The organism is Phytoactinopolyspora alkaliphila, assembly GCF_010550695.1.
GTDB classification, from domain to species: Bacteria; Actinomycetota; Actinomycetes; order Jiangellales; family Jiangellaceae; genus Phytoactinopolyspora; species Phytoactinopolyspora alkaliphila.
On the sequence record NZ_JAAGOB010000001.1, the window covers coordinates 621,752 to 634,870 of the forward strand.

Here is a 13,119-nt window from a genome sequence, read left to right on the forward strand (position 1 = left end):
CGAGATCACAGAGCGCCTGGTGTGACCAGTCCACTCTCGTAGGCGTAAATGGCCGCCTGCACGCGGTCGCGCACGCTCAGCTTGGTGAGCAGGTTGCCGACGTGCGTCTTGACTGTCGTCTCCGAGACGACGAGCTCGGCCGCGATCTCGGCGTTGGACATGCCGCGTGCCACCATGGTGAGCACCTCGCGCTCACGCGCCGTCAGGTGACTGAGGGAGGCGGGCGTGGGCGCGTCTGTAGCCGGGAACCGGGTGGCGAACATGTCGAGTAGCCGCCGGGTGATGCTCGGCGCCACCACCGAGTCTCCGCGTGCCACCGTCCGGATCGCCTCCACCAGCTGATCGGCGGGAACGTCCTTCAGCAGGAACCCGCTGGCCCCGGCGCGCAGTGCCTCGACCACGTACTCGTCCAGGTCGAACGTGGTGAGAACCAGGACGCGAGGCGGGCTCTCCCGGGCGGTACCCGTGATGGACCTGGTGGCTTGCACCCCGTCCATGCGAGGCATCCGGATGTCCATCAGGACGACATCCGGCTGCAGGGCCCTGGTGTCCGTGACCGCGGCCTGGCCGTCGCCTGACTCGCCCACGACCGCGATATCGGACTCGGCTTCGAGGATCATCCGGAAGCCGGTGCGAAGAAGTGGCTGGTCATCGACGAGAAGGACGCGGATCGGAGAGTTCGCCGTCATCATTGCACCGTTGATTGTTCCACACTGTCGCAGGGGATTCGTGCGTGCACCTCGTAGCCACCCCCGTGCCGCGGACCAGCCATGAACACCCCACCGTAGATCGCCACCCGCTCGCGTATTCCCAGCAGGCCGTGGCCGGGCCGGCGTGCTTCGAGCTGGGCGGCCATCCCACGGCCGTCGTCACGTACCCGGACGGTGATCGAATCGGAGGCCCGTTCGAGACTGACCTGGACCGATGCCGGACCGGCGTGTTTCAGCGCGTTGGTGAGTGCCTCTTGCACGATCCGGAACACGGTGACGTCGACACCGGCGGGCAAATCACCGGTGTCGCCCTTGTGGATCAAGGTCACGTCGATCCCGGTGGCACGCATCTGATCGGCAAGGCCTTCCAGATCGGCAACCCCTGGCTGTGGGCCCCGGTGCGCCTCGAGGTGTGCCCCGATCTGGCCGGTGCGTTCCGGGCTCCTGAGCACGCCGACAATCCGGCGCATCTCGGTCAGCGCGGCCCGCCCGGTGGTCTCGATGGAACGGAGCGCCTCACTGCTGCGGGCGGGCGAACTCTCAAGCGAGCGCTGGGCGCCGGCCGCCTGCACCGTCATGACGGAAACGTGATGGGCCACGACGTCGTGCAGCTCCCTGGCGATGCGAGACCGCTCTTCTGCCAGCGCGACGCGGACCTCTGCCGTACGCTCTCCCTCCAGCCGCTCGGCGCGGTCCCGCAGCTGTGCGGTGTACAGGCGACCGTTGCGCATGCCCCTGCCGATCGCCCACGCGCCGGTGTACCCGAGTATGGCGAAGCATAGATTCACCAGCACAGGCCCCACGACGTCGACAGTGTTGAAGATCGAGGCGAGGTACACCATGGTCACCGTGAAATGGGACGCGAGCACCACCAGGCCCGGGGCCAGCACGGCGTACGCGCCAGCGCTGTAGACGGCGATGAGCATGGCGGGGGTCGACGAGAGCGACGCGTAGTCCCACACCAGATACAGCAGGGTGGTGGCGGCGAGCACGAGTCCGGACGAGACCGGGGCGACCCGCCGGAAGAGCACGGGCACCGTGGTGAGCGCGATCAGGAGGACGCCGAGAGCGTCCCCGGGGCGGTACGACGGCATGCTGCCCGCGTTGACGAACATCGACAGCAGCCCGACGGTCAGCAGAGCCGCGACGATAGCGCCGTCGAACAGCCACGGATTGACCCGTTGCCGATGATCGAGGCCGTCGCTCATGGACAACAAAGGTAAGCGGACGGACGATTCTGCCGGTCATCCTGCACGCCGAGGTGTCTCATCCGACCGAAGGAGGATACGGATTCGCCAAGCCATGCTCCGGCGCACGACGCTAGAGGTCAGCCACCGAGGTGCGCGGCGTCGGAGCCTCGGTCTCGGCGGAGTCATCCACGAGCGAGCGCTCGGGCACGGGCGGGGGAGTTCCGCCGTACGCTGGGCAGATCGCCTGGTGCGCGCACCAGTCGCACAATCGGCTGGGGTTTGGCCGCCAGTCCTTGTTGTTGGTGGAGCGCTCGATCGCGTTCCACAGAGCCGCCAGCTTGCGTTCCGTGGCCCGGAGATCGGCCTCGTCCGGCTCATATCGGAGGATCTCCCCGCTGCCGAGATAGACCAGCTGGAGCAGCCGGGGGACCTGGCCGTGCAGCCGCCAGAGCACCAAGGCGTAGAACCGCATCTGGAACATGGCCCGCTGCTCGAAGCCCGCGCGTGGCGCCTTGCCGGTCTTGTAGTCCACCACACGCAGCTCACCGGTGGCGGGCGCGCGGTCCAGCCGGTCCACATAGCCGCGCAGCCGCAGCCCGGAATCCAGCGTCGTCTCCACATACAGCTCCCGCTCCGCGGGCTCGAGCCGTTGCGGGTCTTCCAAGGTGAAGTACCGCTGTACGAGCCCCTCGGCGCTGCTGAGCCAGTCCTGGAGGGCAGAGCCGTCCTCGTCGTCGGTGAACAGTCCGGCCAGCTCCGGTTCGTCCGACAGCAGCCGCTCCCACTCCGGACGGACCATGCCGACGGCTTGCTCTGGCGTTCGTTCAGCCGCTGGGAGGTCGAAGAGCCGCTCCAGCACACCGTGCACGACGGTGCCCCGGGTGGCGTCGGAGCTGGGGGGCTCCGGGAGCCGGTCGACGGTGCGGAAGCGATACAGCAGGGGGCAGCTCATGAAGTCCGCCGCACGGGACGGGGAGAGGCTCAACGCCGGCGGCGCCTCGCGCTTACCGGCGCGGGAGACGGCTGCGGTGTCCTTCTCGGCCAGAGCCTGTCCCAGTGTGTCCATGCCCCCGAAGCGTAGACCACGGCACCGACACTGTCGGGGCACCGTAGGCTTTCGGTATGGGACTTGGTGTCGGGCGCAGCATCCGGCTCGGGCGGGTGGCGGGCGTACCGGTTTTCGTCAGCCCGACCTGGTTCGTCGTCGCTGCGGTGATCACGGTCGGGTTCGAGCCGTTCGTCGCTCGCAACCTCCCGGGACTGGGCGTGGGCACGTACGCGGTCACGTTCGCGTTCGCGGTGCTCTTGTACGCCTCGGTCTTCCTCCACGAAGTCAGCCACGCCATGACGGCCATCGGGTTCGGGCTCCCGGTACGAGGAATCACGCTGCACTTCCTCGGCGGGCATACGGAGATCGAACGGGAGTCACCCACTCCCGCCCGGGACCTCCTCGTGTCGGCCGCGGGACCGGCCGTGTCTCTGTTGATCGGGGGCGCGGCCTATCTCGCCGCCGCGCCCGTCACCGCCGAGATCCCCGAGTACCTGCTCCTCGCGCTGGCCGCGGCCAACCTCGTCGTCGGCGCCTTCAACCTGCTGCCCGCGCTCCCGCTCGACGGCGGGCACATGCTGCGCGCCGTGGTCTGGCGGATCACCGGCGACGAGAACCGCGGGACCATCGTCGCAGCCCGGGCCGGACAGGTCCTCGCGGTCCTGGTGTTCGCTCTGCCGTTCCTGCTCGCGGGCGGCCGGCCGTCGATGTTCGGCATCCTGTGGGCGGTGCTCGTATCGGTGATGTTGTGGGGAGGTGCCACCCAGGCGCTAACCGTGGGCAGAATGCGGGCCAAGCTCCCCGGCCTGGACGCCCGGCGCCTAGCGCGGCCGGCCAGCAGCATCTACGCGGACCAGCCTGTCTCCGAGGCGCTGCGCCAGGCACATGAAGCCGGCACGCGCGCCATGGTGGTGGTGGACTCCGCGGGCCGTCCCACCGGCGTAGTGAACGAGGCGGCCTTGAACGCCGTGCCCGAGGAACGCAGGCCGTGGATCCCCATCTCCCACGTGGCCAGGTCTCTGCAGCAGGGCATGACCCTCCCCCTGGACGTACGCGGCGAGGATCTCCTGCGGGCGATGCGCCACCGGCCCGCGTCGGAGTATCTCGTCGTCGACGGCGACGGCAGGACGGTCGGGGTGCTGGCGTCCGCCGACGTCGATGCCGCCCTCACCGCGCGCTGAGCGGTGCCGGATAGCCTTCGATGCATGCCGATGACAGAAACCGCGCGCCGGACCGGTCCGTTCCGCGAAGGGGACCAGGTCCAGCTGACCGACCCGAAGGGCCGGCACCACACCATCACCCTGGAGTCCGGCCGCGAGTTCCACACCCACAAGGGCTCGTTCACCCACGACTCGCTGATCGGGCAGCCCGAAGGGGTGGTGGTCGTCTCCACCGGGGGCACGTCATACCTGGCGCTGCGGCCGCTGCTGTCCGACTACGTGCTGTCCATGAAGCGCGGCGCGACGGTCATCTACCCGAAGGACGCCGCGCAGATCGTCGCGATGGCCGACATCTTCCCCGGGGCGCGGGTAGTTGAGGCCGGCGTCGGCTCCGGTGCGCTGACCATGTCCCTGCTTCGCGCCATCGGCGGCGAGGGCACCCTGCATTCCTACGAGCGACGAGCGGACTTCGCGGAGATCGCCGCCGGCAACGTCGAGCGGTTCTTCGGCGCCGAGCCTCCCGGCTGGCGCCTGACCGTGGGCGACCTCGTCGAGGAGCTCACCGACACCGAGATCGACCGGGTGATCCTCGACATGCTGGCGCCGTGGGAGTGCATCGACGCCGTGGCCTCGGCGATGGTCCCGGGCGGCGTCTTGTGCTGCTACGTCGCCACCACCACGCAGCTGTCGAAGACGGTGGAGACCATCCGTGAACACGAGGGCTTCACCGAGCCGGCCAGTTCGGAGACCATGCTGCGCACCTGGCACGTCGAGGGACTCGCTGTGCGACCCAGCCACCGGATGGTCGGGCACACCGGATTTCTGGTGACGGCACGCCGCCTGGCACCGGGTGTGAAGGCCCCGCCCCGGCGCCGGCGGCCGGCTCCCAGCGCGGAGGCGTGACCGTGAATTGGATCTCCACGTCAACTTCTCGTCACGATCGCCTGCCGGGCGGCGCGATCCGGTCAACCACAGGTAGGGTCTGGTACTAGAGCGACACCCGACGAGGAGGTGCGACTGTGGCGACACAGGACGACGGCTTCGAGCACATACGTCGAGGATCGGGGCGGGAGCCTTCTGAGCTTGCCGGCGAGGTGGCCTTTCTCGAGGCGCGGCTCGCCTCGGTGACGGCCCAGAACGAGCGGATGGCGGCCACCCTGAGAGAGGCCCGCGACCAGATCGTGGCCCTGAAGGAGGAGATCGACCGGCTGGCGCAGCCGCCCTCCGGTTTCGGCATATTCCTGGACCGCTACGACGACGGAACCGTGGACGTCTTCACCGGCGGACGCAAGCTGCGGGTGGCGGTGAGCCCGGAGATCGAGGCCGGCGAGCTACGCCCCGGGCAGGAGGTGATGCTCAACGAGGCGCTGAACGTGGTGCGTGCCATGGAGTACGAGCGCATCGGCGAGGTCGTCATGCTGAAGGAGCTCCTCGCCGACGGCGAGCGAGCCCTCGTCATCGGGCACACCGACGAGGAACGAGTGGTGCGAATCGCCTCCCCCCTTCAGGACGCGGGCATGCGATCGGGAGACTCGCTGCTGCTCGAGCCGCGCTCGGGCTTCGTCTACGAGCGCATCCCCAAGAGCGAGGTCGAGGAGCTGATCCTCGAAGAGGTCCCGGACATCGACTACTTGGATATCGGTGGGCTGGGTGGCCAGATCGACCAGATCCGCGACGCCGTGGAACTGCCGTACCTGCATGCCGACCTGTTCCGGGAACACAAGCTGCGGGCGCCCAAGGGCGTGCTGCTCTACGGTCCGCCGGGCTGTGGGAAGACGCTGATCGCGAAGGCCGTGGCCAACTCGCTGGCCAAAGAAGTGGCCCGCAAGACCGGACGGCCGGAAGGAAAGTCGTACTTCCTCAACATCAAGGGCCCGGAGCTGCTGAACAAGTACGTCGGTGAGACTGAGCGGCACATCCGGCTGGTGTTCCAGCGGGCCCGGGAGAAGGCGAGTGAGGGCACCCCGGTCATCGTCTTCTTCGACGAGATGGACTCGCTGTTCCGCACCCGCGGCTCGGGCGTGTCGTCCGACGTCGAGAACACGATCGTCCCGCAGTTGTTGTCCGAGATCGACGGCGTGGAGAGCCTGCAGAACGTGATCGTGATCGGCGCGTCGAACCGCGAGGACATGATCGACCCAGCCATCCTGCGGCCCGGGCGACTCGACGTGAAGATCAAGATCGAGCGCCCGGACGCCGAAGCGGCGAAGGACATCTTCAGCAAGTACCTGACCGCTGACCTGCCGCTGCACGGCGACGACGTCGCGGAGCACGGCGGGGACCCGAACACCACGGTCGAAGCGATGATCCAGCGTTCCGTGGAGCGGATGTACTCCGAGACCGAGGAGAACCGCTTCCTGGAAGTCACCTACGCCAACGGCGACAAAGAGGTCTTGTACTTCAAGGACTTCAACTCCGGCGCGATGATCCAGAACATCGTCGACCGGGCGAAGAAGATGGCCATCAAGAACGCCCTGGAGACGGGCGTCAAGGGCATCCGTGTCCAGCATCTTCTCAACGCCTGCTTCGACGAGTTCAAGGAGAACGAAGACCTCCCCAACACCACCAACCCGGACGACTGGGCACGCATCTCCGGCAAGAAGGGGGAGCGGATCGTCTTTATCCGTACCCTCATCTCCGGCAAGACCGGAGGCGAAGCGGGACGGTCGATCGACACCGTCGCGAACACCGGGCAGTACCTGTAGCTCGGTTCCGCTTCGGGGACGACAGGCCGGACGGGTATCCTGCGGGCGTCGCGGGCCGTGGCGGTGAAGCATGCCACGACCAGCTCTTAAAGTGCCCGCAAGACACCCGTTCGGCCTGTCGCGTTCTGCGGATGCGTGCAGCCAGCGATTCGTGGCTGTTCGCGACTGCCGATTCGACGGGGGAGACGCGAAGGTGGTGGCGGGCCCGCCCGATATTCCGCGTGCCATCGGGCGCTAGGGTCGTGCCTCATGAGCATTGATGACGATCGTGAACTCGGCTGGGGAATCGTCGCCACCGGCGGTATCGCCCGCAGCATGGCAAGTGACCTGGCGCGGCTGGAGAACGCCGCGCTGGCGGCGGTGAGCTCCCGCGACCTCGACCGTGCCCAAGCTTTCGCGGGTGAGTTCGGCGTCGCCAGCGCCTACGACTCCGTGCGGAAGCTGGTCGAGGATCCGGATGTCGACATCGTCTACGTCGCCACACCGCACCCACAGCACTCGCACGCCGTCCGGCTGGCGGCCGCCGCGGGTAAGGCGGTGCTGTGCGAGAAGGCGTTCACGCATTCGCTCGCCGAGACCGAATCGCTCGTCGACGAGGTACGTGCGCGGGGGGTGTTCTGCATGGAAGCCATGTGGACCCGGTTCAACCCGCTGATCGTGAAGGCTCGGCAGATGGTGGCCGACGGCGCCATCGGAGAGGTGCGGTCCGTGAGCGCGGACCTGGGTTTCGTCGCGCCGACCGACCCAGTGCATCGGCTCTGGAACCCGGCGTTGGGTGGCGGGGTGCTGCTCGACGTGGGAATCTATCCGGTGGCGTTCGCTCAGATGCTGCTCGGCGTGCCACAGTCGGTGACGGTGAGTGGAGTCCTCAGCGAGCAGGGAGTGGACGCGGAGGTCGGTATGATGCTCAGCTGGCCCAACGGGGCTCGGGCACATCTGGAAGCCTCCTTGACCACACCGCAAGCCGGCGGCGCCAGCATCGTCGGCACCCTGGGCCGGATCGAGATCTCACCGCGCTTCCACCGCCCGGGGCACATGGTGCATGTGTCTGCACCCGAGCGGGGAGTGGAGCATCCCGAGGAGTTCCAGTACGCCTTCGAGGGACGTGGCTACGTGCCGATGCTCCGCGCCGTCGCGCAGGCGGTGCGAGAGGGCCGCACGGAGTGTCCGGAGATGCCGCTGTCGGACACAGTCGAGGTGATGCGTATTCTCGACGACGCCTTGCAGCAGCTTGGCGTGCGCTATCCAGACCCAGCGCCGACGGGAGAGTGAGACCCTGGGGGCTGGCCCGCCTGAGCCGACGGACGGTAGTCCGGCAGGTGTGCGCAGGGGCGGTCCTGGGTACTTGGGCTCATCGTGATCGCCGAACTCTCACGTAGGCTCGTTTCATGAGCGCACGCCGCATTATGGGCATCGAGACCGAGTACGGAATCTCGGTTCCGAGCAATCCCGCAGCCAACTCGATGCTGACTTCCTCGCAGGTGGTCAACGCCTACGCCGGGCAGCGCGCCCGGGCGCGCCGCGCGCGCTGGGACTTCGAAGAGGAGAACCCGCTGCGCGACGCCCGCGGCTTCGAACTCTCTCGCACCAACGCGGACTCCAGCCAGCTGACCGACGAAGAAATCGGCCTGGCGAACGTGATCCTGACCAACGGCGCCCGGCTCTACGTCGACCATGCGCACCCGGAGTACTCCTCACCTGAGGTGACCAACCCTCTGGACGCCGTCCTGTGGGACAAGGCAGGGGAGCGGATCATGGCGGCCGCGGCGCGGTTCGCCTCGGCCATGCCCGGAGCAGCGCCTGTCCACCTGTACAAGAACAATGTGGACAACAAGGGCGCGTCGTACGGCTGCCACGAGAACTACCTGATGAACCGTGCCACTCCTTTCGCCGACATCGTGCGTCATCTCGTGCCCTTCTTCGTCTCCCGGCCGGTGGTCTGCGGAGCCGGCCGAGTCGGCATCGGGCAGGACGGGGGTACGGACGGCTTCCAGATCTCCCAGCGCGCCGACTACTTCGAGGTCGAGGTCGGACTGGAGACCACTCTCAAACGCCCCATCATCAACACCAGGGACGAGCCGCACGCGGACCCGGAACGGTACCGCCGTCTCCACGTGATCGTGGGCGACGCCAACCTGTCGGAGATCTCCACCTACGTGAAGCTCGGTTCCACCGCGCTGGTCCTCACCATGATCGAGGAAGGGTTTCTCGGCTGGGACGTAGCGATCGATCGCCCGGTCAACGCCCTGCACGAGGTCTCCCACGACCCCAGCCTCCAGTACCGGATCGAGCTGACCGACGGCCGCCGCCTCACCGCGGTGCAGTTGCAGGCGGAGTACGCCGAGCAGGCTCGCAAGTTCGTCGAGGACCGATACGGCACCGACGTCGACCCGGTGACGGCTGACGTGCTCGACCGCTGGGAGAACATCGTCTCGCTGCTCGGCAGCGATCCGATGGCGCTCGCGGACCAGCTGGACTGGGTGGCCAAGCTGTCCCTCCTTGAGTCGTACCGCGAGCGGGACGGCCTGGACTGGTCCAGCCCGAAACTCCATCTGATCGATCTCCAGTATTCCGACGTCCGGCCCGAACGGGGGCTCTACCAGCGTCTCGCGGCCAAGTCCCGGATCCGCCGGCTGCTCGACGAGTCACAGGTGAACCAGGCGATCTCGGCACCGCCGGAAGACACGCGTGCCTACTTCCGTGGCCGCTGCCTGGACAAATACGCCGACACCATCGCCGCCGCATCGTGGGACTCGGTGATCTTCGATTTGCCGGGGCGGGACGCATTGCAGCGTGTGCCCACCCTCGACCCCGTCCGTGGAACCAAAGCTCACGTCGGCACCTTGCTCTCCCGGTGTGACACGGCGGCCGACCTGCTGGCAGAGCTCACCAACCGCTGACTCGGGCCGTGGGTAGACCAGGCCGGCGATCCGGGGTTCGCTGACGGCGAAGTTTTCGAGGGCCGGTAATCGGTCCCCAGGGGGCGTGTTGTCACCGTTCCCGGATAGGGTCGTACGTAGGCGACGAATCGGAGGTTGACGATGGCGCGTGACACGGGTAGCGGCCAGCAGCACAAGCAGCCGCGGCGCAACGAGGACGTCGAGACCGAAGAGGCCCAGGCGGCAGAGGCCGCCGAGGAGGTCAAGGACCGCCAGGAGAAGCTGGCGGATGACGTGGACTCCATGCTCGATGAGATCGACGAAGTGCTCGAGGAGAACGCCGAGGACTTCGTCCGGTCCTTTGTCCAGAAGGGTGGCGAGTAAGTGGATCTCTCCGGTTTCGGCCGGCTGCCCGCGGCGTTCATGACGTCGGGTACGTCGTCGTTCACCGACTTTCTGAGCCAGTACGCCCCGGAGATGCTTCCGGGGCGTCGGCTGGCCGGAGTCCAGGGCGGTGGCGACCACTCCGGTATCGCGCCGCACGGAACCACCATCGTGGCGGCCACGTTCCCCGGCGGCGTCGTCATGGCCGGTGATCGCCGGGCCACAGCGGGCAACCTGATCTCGCAACGAGACGCGGAGAAGGTGTTCCAGGGTGACGAGTACTCCACGGTCGGCATCGCCGGAACCATGGGGATCGCGGTTGAGCTGGTCAGACTGTTCCAGCTGGAGCTGGAACACTACGAGAAGATCGAAGGCACCGTGCTCTCTCTCGAGGGCAAGGCGAACCGGCTGGCGCACATGATCCGGGCGAATCTGGGCCTCGCCATGCAAGGCCTGGTGGCGGTTCCGCTGTTCGCGGGGTTCGACCCCGGCAACGAGCGAGGCCGGATCTTCTCGTACGACCCCACCGGTGCCCGCTCGGAAGAGCATGACTACTACTCGGTGGGCTCGGGCTCGCTGTTCGCGAGGGGCGCCCTGAAAAAGCTGTTCCGGCGCGACTTCACGTCGGACGAGGCTGTGACCGCGGCGATCCAGGCGCTGTACGACGCGGCCGAAGACGACTCCGCCACGGGCGGCCCGGACCTGTACCGCAAGATCTTCCCCATCGTCACCGTGGTGGATGAGAACGGCTTCTCCCGCTACACCGACGACGACGTCGCTCCCTTCGTGGACCGGGTGGTGTCGGCGCGCAGTGGCCGGCCCGACGGTCCACAGGCGCCGCTGAGCTAGCTGTAAACCCTGACCATCCCTGGCTGCGAGAGGATCACCACCGGTGTCGATGCAGTTCGGATACGTTTCGCCCGAACAGATCATGAAGGACCGGGCCGACTATGCCCGTAAAGGTATCGCCAGGTCGCGGTCCGTGGTCCTTGCCCAGTACGCGGGGGGCATCCTGTTCGTTGCGGAGAACCCCTCTCCGTCGTTGCACAAGATCAGCGAGATCTATGACCGCATCGCGTTCGCCGCGGTCGGCAAGTACAACGAGTTCGAGAACCTGCGTCAAGCCGGTGTTCGCCTGGCCGACCTGCGTGGGTACTCGTTCGACCGGGTCGACGTGTCCGGCCGGGCGCTCGCCAATGTCTACGCGCAGACGCTTGGCACCATTTTCACCCAGGATCCGAAGGCCTACGAGGTCGAATTGGTCGTCGCGGAGCTGGGCACCAATGAAGCCAGCGATGAGATCTACCGGATCACCTATGACGGGTCGGTGTGGGCTGAATCGGGGTTCGCCGTCATGGGCGGGCCGTCCGACGTCGTCGCCACCGCAGTACGGGAGAGTTACCAGCCTGGCGGAACGCTCGAAGACTCGCTCCGTCTGGCAGTCGACGCGCTCGGCCGTGACGAGAGTGGTGAGACGCGGCACCTGACCACGTCGCAGCTCGAGGTTGCGGTCCTTGAGCGTAGCCGTCCGCGGCGCACCTTCCGCCGTATTCGTGGCGCGGCGCTGGAAGCGCTCCTGGGGCAGGGAAATCGAGACGTAACGGAAACCCCATCTGACGAGTCGGGCGACTAGAGTCGATTTATGGATCGCCGCATCTTCGGTTTGGAGAACGAGTACGGCGTCACGTGCACGTTCCGGGGGCAGCGTCGCCTTTCACCGGATGAAGTCGCGCGTTATCTCTTCCGGCGGGTGGTCACCTGGGGCCGCAGCAGCAACGTTTTCCTCTCCAACGGGGCACGCCTGTACCTCGACGTAGGCAGCCATCCCGAGTACGCGACACCCGAGTGTGACTCCATCACCGACCTCGTCACCCATGACAAGGCGGGCGAGCGGGTGCTGGAAGGACTGCTGGTCGACGCCGAGCGCCGGCTGGCCGAGGAAGGCATCGTCGGCGACGTCTACCTGTTCAAGAACAACACCGACTCCGCTGGGAACTCCTACGGCTGCCACGAGAACTACCTGGTCGGCCGGCATGGGGAGTTTTCCCGGCTGGCCGACGTCCTGATTCCGTTCCTGGTCACGCGGCAGATCATCTGCGGCGCGGGGAAGATCCTCCAGACCCCGCGCGGCGCCATGTTCGCCGTGAGCCAGCGCGCCGAGCACATCTGGGAGGGCGTCTCCAGCGCCACCACCCGCAGCCGGCCCATCATCAACACACGGGATGAGCCGCACGCCGACGCCGAGCGCTATCGACGGCTGCACGTCATCGTCGGCGACTCGAACATGAACGAGAACACCACGCTGCTCAAGGTGGGTGCCACCGACCTGGTCCTTCGCATGATCGAGGCGGGAGTCGGCCTGCGTGATCTCGCGCTGGAGAATCCGATCCGGGCCATCCGGGAGATCAGCCACGACATCACCGGGCGCCGCAAAGTTCGGCTGGCCGGCGGGCGAGAAGCCTCCGCGCTGGACATCCAGGAGGAATACTTCACCAAGGCGCGCAACTTCGTCGAGCGGCGAGAGATCGACACTCCTGTCGTCGGCCGTGTCCTGGAGCTGTGGGAGCGGACGCTGAAGGCCGTCGACACCGGTGATCTCGCGCTGATCGAGCGGGAGATCGACTGGGTGACGAAGTACCGCATGATCGAGCGGTACCGCGCCAAGCACGCCATGTCTCTGTCCCATCCGCGGGTCGCACAGATCGATCTCGCCTACCACGACATCCACCGCCAGCGTGGCTTGTACTACCTGATGCAGCGCAGGGGAGAAGTCAATAGGGTGGCGCGAGACATCGAGATCTTCGAAGCCAAATCGGTGCCTCCGCAGACCACCCGGGCCAAGCTCCGGGGCGAGTTCATCAAGCGTGCCCAGGAACGACGCCGTGACTTCACGGTGGACTGGGTGCACCTGAAGCTCAACGACCAGGCGCAGCGCACGGTGCTGTGCAAGGACCCGTTCCGCTCCACCGACGAGCGCGTGTCCCGGCTGATCGACAGCATGTAGCCGCTCCACGCCGAGCCGGTGGCCGGTAGGGGCACCTAC

12 protein-coding genes are annotated in these 13,119 nt (G+C 67.1%); 9 read left to right on the forward strand and 3 right to left on the reverse strand.

The features are described 5' to 3' along the window. Positions 1-5 precede the first annotated feature (5 nt). The 3 genes from G1H11_RS02725 to G1H11_RS02735 all read right to left on the reverse strand — a co-directional run bounded on the left by G1H11_RS02725 (position 6) and on the right by G1H11_RS02735 (position 2,966). Complete coding sequence (locus G1H11_RS02725; protein WP_163815725.1) at positions 6-689, reverse strand: response regulator; 684 nt, start codon at positions 687-689, stop codon at positions 6-8. After that, positions 689-1,918, reverse strand: a complete 1,230-nt coding sequence (locus G1H11_RS02730; protein ID WP_163815727.1) for a sensor histidine kinase — start codon at positions 1,916-1,918, stop codon at positions 689-691. The genes G1H11_RS02725 and G1H11_RS02730 overlap by 1 nt, the downstream gene beginning before the upstream one ends. A gap of 112 nt (positions 1,919-2,030) precedes the next feature. Then, complete coding sequence (locus tag G1H11_RS02735; protein WP_163815729.1) at positions 2,031-2,966, reverse strand: RecB family exonuclease; 936 nt, start codon at positions 2,964-2,966, stop codon at positions 2,031-2,033. A 56-nt stretch (positions 2,967-3,022) separates the two neighbouring features. Here G1H11_RS02735 and G1H11_RS02740 point away from each other — a divergent pair, with 56 nt between their 5' ends. From G1H11_RS02740 to pafA, 9 genes are all read left to right on the forward strand, one after another. Continuing rightward, the gene (locus G1H11_RS02740; RefSeq protein ID WP_163815731.1) at positions 3,023-4,129 is read left to right on the forward strand and encodes a site-2 protease family protein; all 1,107 of its coding nucleotides are present in this window, start codon (positions 3,023-3,025) and stop codon (positions 4,127-4,129) included. Between the two features lie 24 nt (positions 4,130-4,153). After that, positions 4,154-5,011 (forward strand): tRNA (adenine-N1)-methyltransferase, encoded by an 858-nt coding sequence (locus tag G1H11_RS02745; protein WP_163815733.1) that lies wholly within the window; start codon positions 4,154-4,156, stop codon positions 5,009-5,011. Positions 5,012-5,157: 146 nt separating this feature from the next. Then, entirely contained in the window at positions 5,158-6,813 is a 1,656-nt protein-coding gene (gene arc / locus G1H11_RS02750; RefSeq protein WP_425501177.1) for a proteasome ATPase, read from the forward strand. Between the two features lie 249 nt (positions 6,814-7,062). Beyond that, entirely contained in the window at positions 7,063-8,085 is a 1,023-nt protein-coding gene (locus G1H11_RS02755) for a Gfo/Idh/MocA family protein (RefSeq protein ID WP_163815736.1), read from the forward strand. A 116-nt stretch (positions 8,086-8,201) separates the two neighbouring features. Then, entirely contained in the window at positions 8,202-9,713 is a 1,512-nt protein-coding gene (dop, locus tag G1H11_RS02760; RefSeq protein WP_163815738.1) for a depupylase/deamidase Dop, read from the forward strand. Between the two features lie 141 nt (positions 9,714-9,854). Continuing rightward, positions 9,855-10,076 carry a ubiquitin-like protein Pup gene (locus tag G1H11_RS02765; protein ID WP_163815740.1) on the forward strand — a complete coding sequence of 74 codons (222 nt, stop codon included), beginning with the start codon at positions 9,855-9,857 and terminating at the stop codon, positions 10,074-10,076. A 39-nt stretch (positions 10,077-10,115) separates the two neighbouring features. Next, complete coding sequence (prcB, locus tag G1H11_RS02770) at positions 10,116-10,925, forward strand: proteasome subunit beta (protein ID WP_163815972.1); 810 nt, start codon at positions 10,116-10,118, stop codon at positions 10,923-10,925. Positions 10,926-10,974: 49 nt separating this feature from the next. Further along, positions 10,975-11,709, forward strand: a complete 735-nt coding sequence (prcA, locus tag G1H11_RS02775) for a proteasome subunit alpha (protein ID WP_174257362.1) — start codon at positions 10,975-10,977, stop codon at positions 11,707-11,709. Positions 11,710-11,718: 9 nt separating this feature from the next. Continuing rightward, positions 11,719-13,080: a Pup--protein ligase gene (pafA, locus tag G1H11_RS02780; protein WP_163815745.1), complete on the forward strand. Its 1,362-nt coding sequence runs from the start codon at positions 11,719-11,721 to the stop codon at positions 13,078-13,080. Positions 13,081-13,119 lie beyond the last annotated feature (39 nt).

Bases quoted from the DNA above. Each gene is read 5' to 3' on its own strand.
- G1H11_RS02725 (WP_163815725.1), bottom strand. From the start codon at position 689: ATGACGGCGAACTCTCCGATCCGCGTCCTTCTCGTCGATGACCAGCCA.
- G1H11_RS02730 (WP_163815727.1), bottom strand. From the start codon at position 1,918: ATGAGCGACGGCCTCGATCATCGGCAACGGGTCAATCCGTGGCTGTTC.
- G1H11_RS02735 (WP_163815729.1), bottom strand. From the start codon at position 2,966: ATGGACACACTGGGACAGGCTCTGGCCGAGAAGGACACCGCAGCCGTC.
- G1H11_RS02740 (WP_163815731.1), top strand. From the start codon at position 3,023: ATGGGACTTGGTGTCGGGCGCAGCATCCGGCTCGGGCGGGTGGCGGGC.
- G1H11_RS02745 (WP_163815733.1), top strand. From the start codon at position 4,154: ATGCCGATGACAGAAACCGCGCGCCGGACCGGTCCGTTCCGCGAAGGG.
- G1H11_RS02755 (WP_163815736.1), top strand. From the start codon at position 7,063: ATGAGCATTGATGACGATCGTGAACTCGGCTGGGGAATCGTCGCCACC.
- dop (WP_163815738.1), top strand. From the start codon at position 8,202: ATGAGCGCACGCCGCATTATGGGCATCGAGACCGAGTACGGAATCTCG.
- G1H11_RS02765 (WP_163815740.1), top strand. From the start codon at position 9,855: ATGGCGCGTGACACGGGTAGCGGCCAGCAGCACAAGCAGCCGCGGCGC.
- prcB (WP_163815972.1), top strand. From the start codon at position 10,116: ATGACGTCGGGTACGTCGTCGTTCACCGACTTTCTGAGCCAGTACGCC.
- prcA (WP_174257362.1), top strand. From the start codon at position 10,975: ATGCAGTTCGGATACGTTTCGCCCGAACAGATCATGAAGGACCGGGCC.
- pafA (WP_163815745.1), top strand. From the start codon at position 11,719: ATGGATCGCCGCATCTTCGGTTTGGAGAACGAGTACGGCGTCACGTGC.